Source organism: Streptomyces sp. NBC_00454 (assembly GCF_041434015.1).
Taxonomy (GTDB): domain Bacteria; phylum Actinomycetota; class Actinomycetes; order Streptomycetales; family Streptomycetaceae; genus Streptomyces.
Map to the genome: position 1 here is coordinate 4,725,574 of NZ_CP107907.1, position 16,301 is coordinate 4,741,874.

Below are 16,301 nucleotides of genomic sequence, written 5' to 3' on the forward strand. Positions count from 1 at the left end.
TGGGAGGCACCGCAGTGTCGTACGAAGAAGCAGACGACGACGCGTACGACTACGACGTCATCGTCATCGGATCGGGCTTCGGAGGGTCGGTCTCGGCACTGCGGCTCACCGAGAAGGGCTACCGGGTCGGCGTCCTGGAGGCGGGCCGCCGCTTCACCCGCGAGAGCCTGCCGAAGAACAGCTGGGACCTCCGCAACTACCTGTGGGCCCCGGCCCTCGGTCTGTACGGGATCCAGCGCATCCACCTCCTCGGCAACGTGATGGTGCTCGCGGGCGCCGGAGTGGGCGGCGGCTCGCTGAACTACGCCAACACCCTGTACGTGCCGCCCACCCCCTTCTTCGAGGACCGGCAGTGGGCGTCCATCACGGACTGGCACGCGGAGCTCGCCCCGTACTACGACCAGGCCAAGCGGATGCTGGGGGTGCGGCTGAACCCGACGATGACCCCTTCCGACGTGCACCTGAAGGCGGCCGCCGCCGTGATGGGCGTCGCCGACTCCTTCCACATGGCCCCCGTCGGCGTCTTCTTCGGAGACGGGGACGACGCCGAGGACCAGGCCAGGGTCCGGCCCGGTGACGAGGTCGCCGACCCGTACTTCGGCGGCGCCGGCCCCGCCCGTAAGGCGTGCACCGAGTGCGGCGAGTGCATGACCGGCTGCCGGCACGGCGCGAAGAACACCCTGAACGAGAACTACCTGCACCTCGCCGAGCGGGCCGGCGCCGTCATCCACCCGATGACGACCGTCACCGCCCTCTCCGAGGACCCGGCCGGCGGCCACCGCGTGCGCACGGTCCCCACCGACGGCCGCCGCCGCGGCAAGGCCAAGGTGCTGCGCGCCCGCTACGTGGTCGTCGCGGCGGGCACGTACGGCACCCAGACCCTGCTGCACACGATGAAGGACCTCGGCGAGCTTCCCCGCCTGTCGGACCGGCTCGGGGAGCTGACCCGGACCAACTCCGAAGGCCTCGTAGGCGCTCAGACCGATGACCGGCGCTACCGCAAGCGGCACGGCAAGGACGGGCGGGCGGACTTCACCCGGGGCGTGGCCATCACCTCCTCCGTGCACCCCAACGCCGACACGCACATCGAGCCGGTGCGCTACGGCAAGGGCTCCAATGCCATGGGGTTCATGACGATCCTCCAGGTGCCGTACTCCCCGCACCGGGTCCGGGCCTGGTTCGGGCGCACCGCCAAGCACCCGGTGCAGCTCCTGCGCTCGCTCTCCAACCGGCGCTGGTCGGAGCGGACCATCATCGGCCTGGTCATGCAGTCGCTCGACAACTCCCTGACCACCTACCGCAAGCCCGGCGGCCTCGGGAAGGGCCTGCTCACCGCCCGCCAGGGCCACGGAGCACCCAATCCGGTACAGATCGCCGAGGCCACTCAGGCGGCGACGCTGCTCGCGGAGGAAATCAACGGATTTGCGGGCAGTAACGTCGGCGAGCTGATGGGAACCCCGCTGACGGCCCATTTCCTCGGCGGCTGCCCGATCGGTGCCTCGCCCGAGGAGGGCGTGGTCGACCCGTACCACCGGCTCTACGGGCACCCGGGCATCTCGGTCGTGGACGGCTCGGCGGTCTCCGCGAACCTCGGGGTCAACCCCTCGCTGACCATCACCGCGCAGGCGGAACGGGCGATGTCCTACTGGCCGAACAAGGGCGAGCGCGACCCGCGCCCGGAGCAGGGCCGGGCCTACGCCCGCCTGTCGGCCGTGGAACCGGCCCGCCCGGCCGTCCCGAAGGAGGCCTTCGGGGCGCTGCGCCTGCCGTTCCTGGCGGTCCCGGAGATCCCGCCGCGGGTGACGGCCGCGGAATGAAAACGCGGTGGGTACGGCGCTCCCCCTCCGAGCGCCGTACCCACCGCGGTACATAAGTGACAGATGTTCAAGCCTGATGGTTGTACCGGAATCCGGGATTCATGTCTGTGGTGTCCGTCACACAGTCAGATGTGCAACTGCGACGGGTGTTCGATGGTCAAGGGGGCATGAGAAAGCGCATCTCCCTGCTGGCCGCCTGCGGCCTGGTGGCCGTGGGTCTGGCCACCACCCCCGCGAACGCCGCGGACCCCGTCTTCACCCTCACCGCCCCGTCCGCGATCGGACTGCGGCCGTACCCCGCCCAGGGCGGCGAGGCGCAGAAGACGACCGTCGACTTCCGGATCGAGAACCCCACCTCGAACCCCTTCGAGGGGCCGATCACCTTCACGGTCGACCTGGCCAAGCTCAAGGGCGTCGCGGACGTCTCGCTGAGCGAGAACCACGGCCTCGCCGACTGCAAGCTGACCGACACCGCGGTCACGTGCACGCAGTCCGGCCTCTGGCCGCACGACCACACGGTCGCGGCGCTGGACGTGAGCGCGGCCAAGGACGCCAAGCTCGGCACCACCGTCGACCTGACGATGACCGGCTCGGCCAAGGGGGCCACCTTCCGGGCGGCCACCACCAAGGTCAAGGTGGGCGGTCCCGACCTGGTGCTGGCGGACGCCGGGCTCAAGGAGGAGATGAAGCCGGGCGCAACGCAGCCCCTGCCGATCGTCGTGTCGAACACCGGCACCGAATCCGCGCGGGGTCTGTCCCTGGTCATCCACGACACCCGCGGCCTGGACCTCGTCGAGCGGTACGACAACTGCTCCTACAGTGGCGGCCCGGGTCAGGACCCGGACAGCACCACGGTCTGCACCGTCGACGACGAGATCAAGGCGGGCCTGGTCTACGAGACCGATCCGCTGACCCTCAAGGCCGCGCCGTACGCCTTCAACGAGATCGTCACCTACGCGGTGTACGAGAAGGGCGGGGAGCCGAAGTTCCCGGGGACGTCCAGCAAGCAGCAGACGGGCAAGAAGCTGACGCTCAAGGAACGGCCGGCGAAGGCCGCGCGGCTCTCTGCCGATCTGAACCCGCAGGACAACTACCGCGAGTTCGACCTCCACGTGACGAACACCGCCGACTTCGCGGCCACCCCCGTCTCCCTCAAGGGCAAGGCGGGCGAGACGGTCAAGGCCGACCTGGGGTTCCAGAACAACGGCCCGGCCTGGGTCGCCTACCTGCGCTCCGGTGAGAGCGTGGCCATCACGGACATCGTGATTCCGGCCGGTGCGAAGGTCACCAAGGTCGCGAAGGAGTGCACCGCCTTCAACGCGGACGGCAGCTGGCGCGAGGAGCAGCTGGGCGCCCCGCGCTACACCTGCGGGTCGGACTACGTCGTCGGGGAGAAGGCGAAGGTCAGCTACCCGTTCGAGCTGAAGATCGAGAAGGTCGTCGAGGACGCCAAGGGCTCGGTCCAGGTCGGTCAGTGGAATGACGGTTCGACCAAGCCGCAGGGCTGGGACCCGAACCACGACAACAACCGGGCCGCCTTCGTGATCAATGCCAAGGGCTCCACCACCACGCCGACCCCGGGTGCGAGCACCGGTACGGCCGCGCCGAGCCCGGCTCCGAGCACCTCCGCCTCGGCCGCTCCCGGCGCGGGCAACAACGCCAAGCCCAACGGGGGCCTGGCCTCCACCGGCAGCACCGCCGGCCCGATCGCGATCGGCGGAGCGGTGCTCGTCGCCGCCGGTGGCGCGCTGTTCGTGGCGTTCCGCCGCAGGGCCGCCGCGCGCGCGTAGCTCCGTAGCCGCGCAGCTCCGTAGAAAAGCAGGAACGGCCGGTCCGGGGCGTCCCCCGGGCCGGCCGTCCTTTTATGGGGTGACCGGGCTGCTGTCCCCTGCCGTCCGGTCACGCGAAGGAGCGAGGTCCCACGACGCGCGCTCCTCAGGGCGCACGTCTCATCGCTCCGTCGGAGCCACGCGTGGTGTTGCGGTTCCGCGCCTGGCTGGCACGGACACCCGCATCAACGAAGGGCGGTGTGGGCGGTCACGGTCCGGACGGGTGACGAACGGCCGACCGGCCCCACCAGAGTGCCTCAGACCCGGCCGCGGCACAGCTCCAGCAGGGTCATGGCGAGCGTGGTGCCGGGCTTGCCGAGGGCGTCGCTCCAGTGACCCAGCACCTCCATCTCCCGGGACAGGTGCACCCGGCGGCCGCCCGATGTGATCCGGGCCTCCTGGATGACGGTCGAGACGGCCATCCGCTCCTGGATCAGTCCGATGATCCGGTCGTCGAGGGCGTCGATCCGCTCGCGGGAATCGGCGATCAGCTGCTCGGGGGTGGTGGTGACGCTCATGGGTCTCTTCTCCTGCGGTTCGTGGGATCGATCGTGCCGGCAGGAGCGGAACGCAAGAGCGCCCCGGTCCTGTCCGGACCGGGGCGCTCTGGGAAGTCAGTGGCTCAAGCGAGCATCACGATGACCCATGGCGACCGGACCGGCCGGTGCCATAGGTAAAGAGGAAGCTCAGCTGCTTGCGCACGAGCCGATTATGGCCCGCCGTACCGCTGAGGGCCAAGCGGTTCGGATGGTGAGACGAAGAGGCCCACCCTTCCCCCGTTAGAATCGACAAAACAACCCCCTCTTCCGCCGGAAGGCCTGCCCCGTGCCTGAAGCCATCTCCGCCACCCACGACAGCGCTCCGGACACGGTTCTCGTCGTCGACTTCGGTGCCCAGTACGCCCAGCTCATCGCCCGCCGAGTCCGCGAGGCACGGGTCTACTCGGAGATCGTGCCCAGCACGATGCCCGTGGCCGAGATGCTGGCGAAGAACCCCAAGGCGATCATCCTCTCCGGCGGCCCGTCCTCCGTGTACGAGGAGGGCGCCCCCCAGCTCGACCGCGCCATCTTCGAGGCCGGCATCCCCGTCTTCGGCATGTGCTACGGCTTCCAGCTGATGGCGGTCACCCTCGGCGGCACCGTCGACAACACCGGCTCCCGCGAGTACGGCCGCACCCCGCTGGCCGTCTCCAAGACCGGCTCCACGCTCTTCGAGGGCACCCCCGAGAGCCAGTCGGTGTGGATGTCCCACGGCGATGCCTGCTCCGCCGCTCCCGAGGGCTTCACCGTCACCGCGTCGACCGACGTCGTACCGGTCGCGGCCTTCGAGAACGACGAGAAGAAGCTGTACGGCGTGCAGTACCACCCCGAGGTGATGCACTCCACGCACGGCCAGCAGATCCTGGAGCACTTCCTCTACCGCGGCGCGGGCCTGGCCCCGACCTGGACCACCGGCAACATCGTCGAGGAGCAGGTCGCGGCCATCCGCGAGCAGGTCGGCGACAAGCGCGCCATCTGCGGCCTCTCCGGCGGCGTGGACTCGGCCGTGGCCGCCGCGCTCGTGCAGAAGGCCATCGGCTCGCAGCTCACCTGCGTCTACGTCGACCACGGCCTGATGCGCAAGGGCGAGACCGAGCAGGTCGAGAAGGACTTCGTCGCCGCGACCGGCGCGCGGCTGAAGGTCGTCGACGCCCAGGAGCGCTTCCTGAACGCGCTGGCCGGGGTCTCCGACCCGGAGACCAAGCGCAAGATCATCGGCCGCGAGTTCATCCGCGTCTTCGAGCAGGCCCAGCTGGAGATCCTCCAGGAGGACGGCCCCGCGGTCGCCTTCCTCGTCCAGGGCACCCTGTACCCGGACGTGGTCGAGTCCGGCGGCGGCACCGGCACCGCGAACATCAAGTCCCACCACAACGTGGGCGGGCTCCCCGACGACATCGAGTTCGAGCTCGTCGAGCCGCTGCGCCAGCTGTTCAAGGACGAGGTCCGGATGGTCGGCCAGGAGCTCGGCCTGCCCGCCGAGATCGTCCAGCGCCAGCCCTTCCCGGGCCCCGGCCTGGGCATCCGCATCGTCGGCGAGGTCACCAAGGAGCGCCTGGACCTGCTCCGCGAGGCCGACGCCATCGCCCGCCACGAGCTCACCGCGGCCGGCCTGGACCGCGAGATCTGGCAGTGCCCGGTCGTCCTGCTCGCGGACGTCCGCAGCGTCGGCGTCCAGGGCGACGGCCGCACCTACGGCCACCCGATCGTGCTGCGCCCCGTCTCCTCCGAGGACGCGATGACCGCGGACTGGACGCGCATGCCGTACGAGGTCCTCGCCAAGATCTCCACCCGGATCACCAACGAGGTGCCGGACGTGAACCGCGTGGTCCTGGACTGCACGAGCAAGCCCCCGGGCACCATCGAGTGGGAGTAGTCCCACCCGTATTCAGGTCGCAGCTTTGGACCGACGTGACGAGGCCGCCGCTCCCGGGCAGGGAGCGGCGGCCTCGCCGCGTGTATGGCCTCTTCGGCCGCTCGCCGGTACCTTGCGCCGCGACCTTGAAGGAGGGGCCATGGCCGAGCAGCCAGGACGTGCACCCGCACCCGCACCCGTGCCCGTGGAGCGGCTGGGCTTCGAGATGCCGCCGGTGTTCGCCACCGCCGCCGAGGAGCGCGCGCACCGCAAGGAGCGGCTCGCCGGAGTGCTGCGGCTGCTGGGGCGGCTCGGCTACGAGGACGGGGTGGGCGGGCACGTCACCGTGCGGGACCCGGAGTTCGAGGACTGCTACTGGGTGAACCCCTTCGGCCGGCCCTTCGGCGCCCTCGGCCCCCAGGACCTGCTGCTGGTCGACGGGGAGGGCCGGGTCCGCCAGGGGGAGCGCCGGGTCAACCAGCTGGCCTTCGGCGTGCACGCCGCCGTCCACCGGGCCCGGCCCGCCGTGGCGGCCGTCGTGCGCACGCAGGCCCCGTACGGCAGGGCGCTCGCGGCCCTCGGTGAACTGCTCGCCCCGATCACGCAGGAGGCCTGCGCCTTCTACGAGGACCACGCGCTCCTCGACGAGTACGCCGCCGAGGACTCCGGCCGGATCGCGGGCGCGCTGGGCCCGTACAAGGCGCTGGTCCTGCGCAACCACGGGCTGCTGACGGTCGGCGGCTCGGTGGAGGCGGCGGCCTGGTGGTTCATCGCGGCGGAGCGGGCCGCGCAGGTGCAGCTGATCGCGAGGGCGGCCGGGAAACCGGTGCTCATCGGCCATCACAGCGCGGTCGCCACCCGGGAGCGGTTCGGGTCCGATCTGGCGGCCTGGGTGAGCTGCCAGCCGCTGCTGGAGGCGGTCGGAAGCGGTGGCGTCAACATCATGAACGGTTAATCACCTGCTCTGACATCGTGCGCAATCCGGAGCACTGCCGCAGTGGTGCACAATTCGCTGGCATTGCACCGTAGTTCAGAGAGGCGGCACGTTCGTGGCTGTCCAAGAGATGTCCAGAGGCACTCATACCGCGGCCTGTGCCTGCGACGACTGCTCACGAGAGGGGCACCGGCGCGCGATCGCCGCGTTCCTGGAGAAGCGCGACGAGTTCGCCGCCGGGCAGGGGCTGCCGGCCGCGGTGGCCCACTCGCTCGGGGCCTCCCGCCAATGGGTTTCCGACGAGCTGACCCTGTCCGCCCGCACGGTCGCCGACCGCGGGCGGGAAGCCGGGCACTCCTGGCTGTACCTGCTCTCGCGGCGGGCCGTGCTCGCCGTGTGGATCGCCGCCGGGGTGCTGCTGGTGGTCCAGGTCGGCACCGCGCTCGGCACCGGCTGGTCCACCGCGCGCACCGCCGCACTGCTGGCCGCGCTGATACTGGCCGCCCTGCTGACCGTGGCGGCCCGTGCGCAGACCCTGCGGGGCGGGCTGCTGGCCCCGCTGGTCGGCGAGGACAACCGGCTCTCCACCTCGAAGGCGGTGCCCAGCGCCTGGCTGGTCCTCACCGCGTTCGCGACGCTGCTGCCCGCGCTGCGGCTCGCGGCCTCCGAGCCCGGACCGGAACGCCAGGCGCTGTACGCGGGCCTCGCGCTCGGGCGGGCCCTGCCGCTGCTGGCGGTGCTCGCGCTGACCTCGGCGGTCGCGGTGCTGGTGCGCCGCGTGGTCTCCGTACGGATCATGGGGCAGCGGCTGCAGAAGCTGCCGGCGGACCGTCCGACCGGGGCCGACCTGCTCACGGACGACGCGGGCCGGGGCTCCTTCCCGGACGCGCAGTACGTGCTGGTCTCCACGGTGGTACTGGCCTTCGCGGCCGTGTCCCTGGCCCGCTTCCCGGACCGGCTGCCGCAACTGCCGTGGGCCCTCGCGCTGCTGGTGGCGCTGTCGGCGGCCGTGTACCTGGCGGCCAAGTACGCCGAGGGCAGCCGCCCGCTGGTGCTGTCGGTGGTGCGCAGGCGCGAACCCGGGGACCTGGACGCGGCGATCCGTCCCGGGGACGACATCGAGATCCGGGGCGTCGGCTTCGTGCCGCCCGGGGCGCAGACGCCGGAGATGCTGGCGCGGCTGGTGGTACGGGTGGGTGCGGTCCATGTGCACGTACCGCTGGTTCCGGTGGCGGGCGGGTTCACCAATCCGTCCGACGCGGTGCTGACCGTGCCGGTGCCGGCGGAAGTGGAACCGGGACGGATCGAGATCCAGGTGGTGACCGCCGCCGGAGTGGAATCCAACCGGTGCACCATCGACGTGGCCGAGTGAAGCGGGTACACATGTCGCGTGACCCGAACTGACGTCCCTTCCGGCGCGCGCGCCGACGAGCCCGTGGGCCTGCGCGCGGTCGCCGCCCGCCACGCGCTCCTGCCCCTGCGGATCTTCCTCGGCGTGACCTTCGTCTACGCGGGTCTGGACAAGCTGACCGACTCCGCGTTCCTCTCCGCCACCGGCGACGGCTCCATCGGCGAGCTGATGCGCGGGGTGCGCGACACCTCCGCGATCCCGGCCCTGGTGGACCTGGCCCTGAAGGCGCCCGTCGGCTTCGCCGTCGCCCTGGCGATCGGGGAACTCCTGGTCGGCCTGGGTGTCCTGGCGGGTCTGCTGACGCGCGTCGCGGCCGTCGGCGGAGCGCTGATCTCGCTCAGCCTGTGGCTCACGGTGTCCTGGGCCGTGACCCCGTACTACTACGGAAACGATCTGATCTATCTGATGGCCTGGCTGCCGCTGGTCCTCGCCGGGGCGCCCCTGTGGTCACTGGATTCCCTGATCGGGCGCGGGCGGCGGGCTGCGGGCTGAGGGATCAGCCGGACTCTCTCAGGTGGGCCAGTGCCTCGCGGAAGTCGTCGAGGGCGGGCCCGGGCTCGCCGGCGACGATGCGGAAGGTCGAGCGGTCGATCAGGTTTCCGGCCAGGGTCCGGGTTCCGGCTGCCGGGTCGTGCCGGGCCAGTCGGCCGGCCAGGTCCACTCCTTCGTCGAACAGCGGGCGCACCTCCGCCTCGAACAGATGGGTGCGGTTGCGCCAGTAGACGGTCGAGCGGACGGTGAGGACCCGTTGCAGCCGGACCAGTTCGGCCAGGTGGCGCTCCGGGTCCTCGGCGGCTCGCGCAGCGAGGGCGTCCACCTCTTCGCGCAGGGCGTGACGGCTGTCGAAGTAGCGCTGCTTGATGTCGCGCGACCACGCGATGGGATCCGCCCCCGAAGGCGGGCGCGGTTCACCGGGCGCGGGCCGCTCGCTTTCGGCGCCGGAGAGGTGGAGCAGCACCGCCCAGAACGCGGTCCCGTAGCCGCCCCCGACGTTCCGCCGACCGCTACCGGCCAACTCCGTGAGCGAGGCGAGTGCCTCTTGCCTCATGCGGGCGGCCCGTTCACCTCGGCCGTGGGTGTCCAGCATCCGTGCGTACCCGATGAGCGCGTAGAGACGGCAGACCATCCGGTCGAGGTCGTCCCCGGCGTCGGCGGCCTGCACGCCGACGAGCGTCTCGAACGCGGCGAGGGCTTCGCCGGGCCGTCCGGCGTCCTGGAGAACGGCGATCCACTTCAGCAGGGACCAGGCGAGAGCCCCGCTTTGTGGCCCGAGGGGCAGGAGCGCCGGGACCAGCTCGGTCATGGCATCGGCGGCCTCCGCGTACCGGCCCTCCTCGGAAAGACCGGTCGCCCATGTGCTCAGCCCCGCGACCACGGGGTTCCCGGACTGCTCGGCCTGCGCGCGCCCGATGGCGAGCATCTCAGCGCGCATGGCGAGACCCTCGCCGCGCCTGCCCGCGCCGTACAGCTCTCGCTGGCACGTGTTGAGGGCCTCGTACAGGACATCCGCACGGGCGGGTTCGGCCAGGTCCATGGCCCGCGCCGCGGCCACCGCCTCCTCGCACAGCGCGAGGGCGGCCGGATGCGCTCTGCCGCCCTCGTAACTCAGGTGTTGCAGGGCCTCGGCCAGGAGGGGCAGGTAGGCGGCGGGACTGACCTGGGCGAGTACCCGGTAGGCGTCCACCTTCTCGCGTGCGTAGAGGCGCCCAGACGAGAGCAGCACATTGCGTGCCCGAATGATGTCGTCCTGATCGACTTTCCCCGAGTGATCCATGACGGAGAGTCTGGGGGCCCTGGAGGGAGCCGGACAAGGCTGCTCGCCTATGCCCTTCGTCCTACGCAAACACCCTCTGACCTGTCATGATGGGCGTGACATCACCTTCCGCCGGACCCGCCTGACCCGCCGGATTCGGTGATCCGGTCGCGCCGGTCGCGGCGCACGGCGTACGTCACCAGGCCCACCACCGCGGCGAACGAGAAACCGCCCAGGGTCATCAGCAGGACGAAGAACCACGGCGGGTCGGCCTGGCCGGCCGCGCCGAGCAGATAGAGCGCCCCGGCGGCCATCAGGACCAGGCCCGCGATCAGCCGTCCCGGCTGGAACTCATGAGTGCGCACGGTCCACCTCCACCTGTCCCACACCCGCGGTCAGGTGCAGCTCGATCGTCCCGCCGGGTTCGGAGCCCGGCGCCGGCGACAGGGTCACCTGCCGGGTCTCCCCGCCGTTCTTGATACGTATCTGGTTGCCGTGATCGCCGGGCATCTGGATGTCGCCCAGCTCGACCGCGACCTCTCCCCGCGCGGTGACCCCGCTCGGCAGGACCACCCGGAGCCGGCCCGCCTCGATGGAGGCGTTGACGGGCAGGGTGGTGCCCTTGGGCACGCTCAGGTGGCTCAGGTCCAAGGTGGCCAGTCCGGTGCCCGCTTCGTACCGCGGCGCCACGTCGGCCACCGCGGCCGGGTGCCAGGTCACGTCGTGCCAGTCGGTGCCGATCTCCTTGGGCAGCGCGACCGCCCCGGCCAGCAGCCCGGCCGTGATCACCGAGAGCAGCACGGTGCCGAATCCGGTGCGGCCCGCGACCGAGCTCACCGCGAGCCCGAGGCCGAAGGCGGCGAGGGCGGCGGCGAAGCCGACCTGGAGCGCATGGCTCAAGGTGCTGCCGTCCCAGACCGAGGCGGTGGCGATGCCCCCGGCCAGCAGGGCCAGGACGAACACCCGGCCGCCGATGCCGCCGCGCGGAGCCTTGCGGACGGGGGCCGCGCCAGGGTCCGCCGCCGGACCGTCCGGGGTGGGCGAGGCCGAATCGTCGGGGCCCCACAGGTACCCGGTGGAGCCGACCGGTCCCGTCGTGCCGTCCTTGACCAGCGGGTCCCGCCACCAGGACGGGCCGCCGGGCGCGGGCGGCGCCTGGGTCTCGGGCGGCGCCGGGCTGTGCGCGGTCCGGTGCCCGGTGCGCGTCGCCGCCGGCCAGGCGAAGTCGGCGCCGGCGGCGGCCTTCTCCTCCGGGGCCGGCGCGAGGTACTTGCGGTGGTGCTGCGACCAGTACGCCGCGCCGCCCAGCGCCAGGGCCGCCAGGACGGAGAAGACCGCCAGGCCGCCGTTGTCCAGCATCGACAGGAACAGGGCGCAGCCCACCAGCGCGGCGAACACCGCCGCCAGGGTCGCGCCCTCGACCCGGCCCGTCAGGAGCTTCTTCGCCTCGCTGTCCTCCTCGCCCTCCTGGGGCAGCAGCAGCCACGCGAACCCGTAGAAGATCAGACCGACGCCGCCGGTCACCCCGAGGACGCCGAGCACGATCCGGAAGATCACCGGGTCCAGGTCGAAGTACCGGCCCAGCCCGCCGCAGACGCCCGCGAGCACCTTGTCGCGCCGGCTGCGGCGCAGGGGAGGGCGCTCGGCGGGCGGCGGGGTGGCTGCGGCGCTCGCGCCGGAACCGGAGCCTGCGTCCGGTGGCGGGGATTCGTGCACGTCGGTCATGTGTCCATGGTGACGGCCCGCCGCCGCGATGGGCATCCGGATCCACCCTGGCGCAACCCTGATATCCCCCCGAGAGAACTGGGGGGCTGCCCTGATGTCCCGGGCACCGTGCGCGTGTGACCATCGGTGACATGCCCGTAGCAGCCGCCCCCCGTCCGCCGTACGCACCCGACTCCGAAGAGGCGCCGCCGCGCAAGCTCTACCGCAGCGCCGACGGCCGGATGCTCGGCGGCGTCGCGCGCGGACTCGCCGGACACCTCGGTGTGCCCGTCATCTGGGTCCGGCTCGCCTTCTTCGGCCTGTTCATGTGGGGCGACGGCCTGGGCGTGCTGCTGTACGCCGCGTTCTGGGTCTTCGTACCGCTCGGCGTCGGCGGCCGCAGCGGCCACCGCTCCTACTTCGACACCCTCCCCGACGGCACCCGGCGGCTGCGCAAGCCCGAGCGGGGCCAGATCACCGCGTTGGTCGCGCTGTGCGTCGGCGCCGGCATCTTCATCTCCAAGGTCCAGGTCGGCGGCGCCTCCGGGCGGTACGTGTGGCCGCTCCTGCTGGTCGGCGCCGGTGTGGTCCTCGTCTGGCGGCAGGCCGACAACGCCCGCCGCGCCCACTGGAACGCGGCCGCCGGCCGGCACGTCCGGCTGCTCCAGACCGCCCGCGCGCTCGCGGGCGTGGCCCTGGTCGGCGTCGGCCTCACGGTCTTCATCGTCGTCCGCGGCTCCGCCGCCCAGCTGGGCAACGTACTGACCGCCACCCTCGCCGTCCTCGTCGGCGTCGCCCTCCTCGCCGGCCCCTGGCTGATCCGGATGACCCAGGACCTCTCCGAGGAGCGCCTGATGCGCATCCGCGCCCAGGAGCGCGCCGAGGTCGCCGCGCACGTCCACGACTCCGTGCTGCACACCCTCACCCTGATCCAGCGCAACGCCGAGGACTCCGGAGAGGTGCGCCGCCTCGCGCGGGCCCAGGAGCGGGAGCTGCGCAACTGGCTGTACAAGCCCGAGGGCACCGGCAAGGACGAGGCCGAGGAGCCGACGACACTGGCCGAGGCCGTGAAGAAGACCGCCGCCGAGGTCGAGGACCACCACGGGGTCCCCATCGAGGTGGTCGTCGTCGGCGACTGCCCCCTCGACGAGAAGCTGGCGGCACAGATGCAGGCCGCGCGCGAGGCGATGGTCAACGCCGCCAAGTACGGTGGCGAGGGCGGCCCCGTCCAGGTGTACGCGGAGGTCGAGGGCCAGATGGTGTTCGTGTCCGTGCGGGACCGCGGACCGGGCTTCGACATGGACGCGGTACCGGACGACCGGATGGGCGTACGAGAATCGATCATCGGCCGGATGCAGCGCAACGGCGGGACCGCGCGGCTGCGGTCCGCGCCCGACGGCGGCACGGAAGTCGAGCTGGAAATGGAGAGGGCGGCGAAGGCAGCATGACCGAGGACAGCGCGAACGCGACCACCGGTGCGGCAGGCAGGCAGGTCCGGGTGGTGCTCGTCGACGACCACCGGATGTTCCGCACGGGGGTCCAGGCCGAGATCGGCGAGACCGGGCGGACCGGGGTCGAGGTCGTCGGCGAAGCCGCCGACGTGGACCAGGCCGTCACCGTCATCACCGCCACCCGCCCCGAGGTGGTCCTCCTCGACGTGCACCTGCCTGGCGGCGGCGGCGTCGAGGTGCTGCGCCGCTGCGCCCCGCTGATGTCGGCCGCCGAGGACCCCGTACGGTTCCTGGCGCTGTCGGTGTCGGACGCCGCCGAGGACGTCATCGGAGTCATCCGGGGCGGTGCGCGCGGCTATGTCACCAAGACGATCACCGGCGCCGACCTGGTGGACTCGGTCTTCCGGGTCCAGGACGGGGACGCGGTGTTCTCGCCGCGCCTGGCGGGCTTCGTGCTCGACGCCTTCGCCTCGACCGATGCCCCGCCGGTCGACGAGGACCTGGACCGCCTCACCCAGCGCGAGCGCGAGGTGCTGCGGCTGATCGCGCGCGGATACGCGTACAAGGAGATCGCCAAGCAGCTCTTCATCTCGGTGAAGACGGTCGAATCGCACGTCTCGGCGGTCCTGAGGAAGCTCCAGCTGTCCAACCGCCACGAGCTGACCCGCTGGGCGACGGCCCGCCGGCTGGTCTGAGCGGGGTTTGGCCCAAGCGCGCCCGGTACGAGTGCATTTGCCCCGAGCGCATGTGATCCACGACGCAGGGGTGGGGAGCAACCGGGCCACCTCGCGCTGCCCTCTTGGGTGGCGTGATGAGTCTGACGGGGACCCCCCTCTTCGCGACGGTGGTCGCCCTGACCGTGATTGCCGTCGTCCTGCCGCTGTTCGTGTGGAGCAAGGTGCGCGGCCCCGCCGTCGTACGCGTCGGCTCGCGCGGCCTGATGGTGGTCTTCGCCCAGGTCACCGCCGTCGCCCTGGTGTTCATCGCGGTGAACCGCGATATGAACTTCTACGCCTCCTGGGGCGACCTGATGGGCACCGGCAAGTACGTCACCGCCGCCCCCGACCTGGGGCCCGACGGGCTCGGCGGGAAGAAGGCCGCCGAGGTCAAGGCGGAGCCGAAGGTGCTCCAGGAGTTCGAGCCGGTCGACGGCGTCGGTGGCCGGGTCAAGAAGACCGAGCTCAAGGGCAAGATCTCCGGGGTCAAGGGCGACGTCATGGTGTGGCTCCCGCCGCAGTACGAGGACCCCGCCTTCAAGGACAAGAAGTTCCCGGTGGTCGAACTGATTCCGGGCATACCGGGAACGGGCAAGTCCTGGTTCCAGGGGCTCAAGGCGCACGAGGTGCTGGAGCCGCTGATGAAGAGCGGCAAGGTCCAGCCCTTCATCCTGGTCTCGCCGCGCGCCATGCTGGTGGGCAACGGCGACACCGGCTGCGCCAACATCCCCGGCAAGGTCAACGCCGACAGCTGGTTCAGCGTCGACGTCCGCAAGATGGTCGTCGACAACTTCCGGGCCTCGGAAGAGGCCCGCACCTGGGGCGTGGCCGGGTACTCGGCGGGCGCGTACTGCGCCGCCAAGCTGGCGATCCTGCACCCCGACCGCTACAGCGCGGGCGTCTCCCTGTCCGGCTACAACGACCCGGGCCAGGAGTCCACTTCGCTGGTGGCCCAGGACCCCGAGATGCGGCGCACCCACAACCTGAAGAACCTGCTCACGACCGCGCCCGCGCCGCCGGCGGTCTCGCTGTGGATGTCGGGGGCCGAGCAGGACGGCTACTCGTCGGGCCTGGACCTCAAGGCCATCGCGAAGAACCCGACGGTGGTGCACGCGGAGAAGGTCACCGGCGGGCACAACCTCGACTCGTGGTCGAAGCAGCTGCCGCAGACCTTCGGCTGGCTGACCTCGGTGGTCAAGGCGCCGTAGCGGCCGCCCCCGGAGCCGGAGCGGCCCTCACGCCGGGCGGGACGCGCCGGCCCAGGGCATCGAGTCCACCGGGGCGAGGCGCACCGTCGAGCCGGGGCGTGGGGCGTGGATCATCTGGCCGTTGCCGATGTACATGCCGACGTGGGAGACCCCTGAGTAGAAGAACACCAGGTCGCCGGGGGCCAGCTGGTCGCGGGAGACCCGCTGCCCGGCGTTGATCTGGGTGTAGGTGGTGCGCGGGAGGGAGACCCCGGCCGCGCGCCAGGCCGCCTGGGTCAGGCCCGAGCAGTCGAACGAGTCCGGTCCCGTCGCGCCCCATACGTACGGCTTGCCGATCGCCCCGTACGCGAACGCCACCGCGCGGGCGGCGCGCGAGCCGTCGGAGGGCGGCGGGGCCGGGGTCTGCGCGCCGGTGGGGGCGCTGCCGCCGGAGCGGGCCTCGTAGGCCGCGCGCTCCTCGGCGGTGAGCTTGGCCAGCAGTTGCTGCGCGGTGGTCAGCTTCTTCTCGATCTCGGCCTTGTGCCCGGCGAGTTCGCCCTGGCGGGCGCGCAGGTCGGCGAGGCGCCCGGAGGCCTGCTCCTTGAGGTGCCCGACCTCGTCGAGCTTGCGGCGCACGACGGCGATCTCGACGGCGCTGCGATTGCCGGCGTGCGCCATGAGGGTGGCCCGGTCCAGGTACTCCTGCGGACTGGCGGACATCGCGAGCTGGACGGCGGCGCCCAGGGTTCCGTTGCGGTACTGGGTCGTGGCCAGTGAACCGAGCGCACTGCGGGCGGTGTTGAGCTGGTCGGTCTTGCGGGCGGTCTCGTCCTGGAGTCCGGAGAGCGCGCGCTCCGCCTCGTCCGCCTTCTCCTTCGCCCCGTTGTACTGGTCGGTCGCGGCCTCGGCCTCCTCGTAGAGCCGGTCCACCTCGGCCTTGACCTGCGAGGGCGTCGGCTGGGGGTCGGCCTGGGAGGTGCCTTCGAACGCGGTGGCGGTGGCAGCGCCCGCGAGGGCGAGGGTGGCGGCGGTGGTGCGTACGGTGGTCCGTGCGGTGCTGCCGGAAAGCGGGCGCTGCCTGGGCTTTCGATGACTGGCCACGAGGGCC

Annotated in this window: 13 protein-coding genes and 1 pseudogene; 9 read left to right on the top strand and 5 right to left on the bottom strand. The window is 71.8% G+C overall.

The window, feature by feature from the left end; genetic code table 11:
- The first annotated feature begins 14 nt into the window (after positions 1-14).
- Positions 15-1,817, top strand: a complete 1,803-nt coding sequence (locus tag OHU74_RS22060) for a GMC oxidoreductase (protein ID WP_371617477.1) — start codon at positions 15-17, stop codon at positions 1,815-1,817.
- Between the two features lie 167 nt (positions 1,818-1,984).
- Complete coding sequence (locus OHU74_RS22065) at positions 1,985-3,607, top strand: hypothetical protein (RefSeq protein WP_371617478.1); 1,623 nt, start codon at positions 1,985-1,987, stop codon at positions 3,605-3,607.
- 296 nt (positions 3,608-3,903) lie between these two features.
- Here the strand turns inward: OHU74_RS22065 and OHU74_RS22070 are convergent.
- Positions 3,904-4,167 (bottom strand): annotated as a pseudogene (locus OHU74_RS22070) (chorismate mutase); the annotation flags it as partial.
- A 304-nt stretch (positions 4,168-4,471) separates the two neighbouring features.
- Here OHU74_RS22070 and guaA point away from each other — a divergent pair.
- The 4 genes from guaA (at position 4,472) to OHU74_RS22090 (ending at position 8,874) form a co-directional block, all read left to right on the top strand.
- Positions 4,472-6,058, top strand: a complete 1,587-nt coding sequence (gene guaA / locus OHU74_RS22075) for a glutamine-hydrolyzing GMP synthase (RefSeq protein ID WP_371617479.1) — start codon at positions 4,472-4,474, stop codon at positions 6,056-6,058.
- Positions 6,059-6,197: 139 nt separating this feature from the next.
- Entirely contained in the window at positions 6,198-6,992 is a 795-nt protein-coding gene (locus OHU74_RS22080) for a class II aldolase/adducin family protein (RefSeq protein WP_371617480.1), read from the top strand.
- Between the two features lie 94 nt (positions 6,993-7,086).
- Entirely contained in the window at positions 7,087-8,343 is a 1,257-nt protein-coding gene (locus OHU74_RS22085; protein ID WP_371617481.1) for a hypothetical protein, read from the top strand.
- An 18-nt stretch (positions 8,344-8,361) separates the two neighbouring features.
- Positions 8,362-8,874 carry a DoxX family protein gene (locus tag OHU74_RS22090; protein WP_371617482.1) on the top strand — a complete coding sequence of 171 codons (513 nt, stop codon included), beginning with the start codon at positions 8,362-8,364 and terminating at the stop codon, positions 8,872-8,874.
- 4 nt (positions 8,875-8,878) lie between these two features.
- On the opposite strand, the gene OHU74_RS22095 is transcribed toward OHU74_RS22090, so the two are convergent.
- From OHU74_RS22095 to OHU74_RS22105, 3 genes are all read right to left on the bottom strand, one after another.
- Complete coding sequence (locus tag OHU74_RS22095; protein WP_371617483.1) at positions 8,879-10,105, bottom strand: hypothetical protein; 1,227 nt, start codon at positions 10,103-10,105, stop codon at positions 8,879-8,881.
- A 152-nt stretch (positions 10,106-10,257) separates the two neighbouring features.
- Positions 10,258-10,500: a hypothetical protein gene (locus tag OHU74_RS22100; protein WP_371617484.1), complete on the bottom strand. Its 243-nt coding sequence runs from the start codon at positions 10,498-10,500 to the stop codon at positions 10,258-10,260.
- Entirely contained in the window at positions 10,487-11,860 is a 1,374-nt protein-coding gene (locus OHU74_RS22105) for a PspC domain-containing protein (protein ID WP_371617485.1), read from the bottom strand. Before OHU74_RS22105 ends, OHU74_RS22100 begins: the two co-directional genes overlap by 14 nt.
- Positions 11,861-11,991: 131 nt before the next feature.
- Between OHU74_RS22105 and OHU74_RS22110 the strand changes: the two genes are divergently transcribed.
- The 3 genes from OHU74_RS22110 (at position 11,992) to OHU74_RS22120 (ending at position 15,214) form a co-directional block, all read left to right on the top strand.
- A complete protein-coding gene (locus OHU74_RS22110) occupies positions 11,992-13,287 on the top strand; it encodes a PspC domain-containing protein (RefSeq protein ID WP_371617486.1) in 1,296 nt (431 codons plus the stop codon).
- Positions 13,284-13,985 carry a LuxR C-terminal-related transcriptional regulator gene (locus OHU74_RS22115; RefSeq protein ID WP_371617487.1) on the top strand — a complete coding sequence of 234 codons (702 nt, stop codon included), beginning with the start codon at positions 13,284-13,286 and terminating at the stop codon, positions 13,983-13,985. Before OHU74_RS22110 ends, OHU74_RS22115 begins: the two co-directional genes overlap by 4 nt.
- 116 nt (positions 13,986-14,101) lie before the next feature.
- Positions 14,102-15,214: an alpha/beta hydrolase gene (locus OHU74_RS22120; protein ID WP_371617488.1), complete on the top strand. Its 1,113-nt coding sequence runs from the start codon at positions 14,102-14,104 to the stop codon at positions 15,212-15,214.
- Positions 15,215-15,241: 27 nt separating this feature from the next.
- On the opposite strand, the gene OHU74_RS22125 is transcribed toward OHU74_RS22120, so the two are convergent.
- Complete coding sequence (locus OHU74_RS22125; RefSeq protein WP_371617489.1) at positions 15,242-16,294, bottom strand: NlpC/P60 family protein; 1,053 nt, start codon at positions 16,292-16,294, stop codon at positions 15,242-15,244.
- Positions 16,295-16,301: the final 7 nt, after the last annotated feature.

Excerpts from the sequence above, each read along its gene's own strand:
- OHU74_RS22065 (WP_371617478.1), top strand. The coding sequence starts at position 1,985 with ATGAGAAAGCGCATCTCCCTGCTGGCCGCCTGCGGCCTGGTGGCCGTG.
- OHU74_RS22110 (WP_371617486.1), top strand. The coding sequence starts at position 11,992 with ATGCCCGTAGCAGCCGCCCCCCGTCCGCCGTACGCACCCGACTCCGAA.
- OHU74_RS22120 (WP_371617488.1), top strand. The coding sequence starts at position 14,102 with ATGAGTCTGACGGGGACCCCCCTCTTCGCGACGGTGGTCGCCCTGACC.
- OHU74_RS22105 (WP_371617485.1), bottom strand. The coding sequence starts at position 11,860 with ATGACCGACGTGCACGAATCCCCGCCACCGGACGCAGGCTCCGGTTCC.
- OHU74_RS22080 (WP_371617480.1), top strand. The coding sequence starts at position 6,198 with ATGGCCGAGCAGCCAGGACGTGCACCCGCACCCGCACCCGTGCCCGTG.
- OHU74_RS22115 (WP_371617487.1), top strand. The coding sequence starts at position 13,284 with ATGACCGAGGACAGCGCGAACGCGACCACCGGTGCGGCAGGCAGGCAG.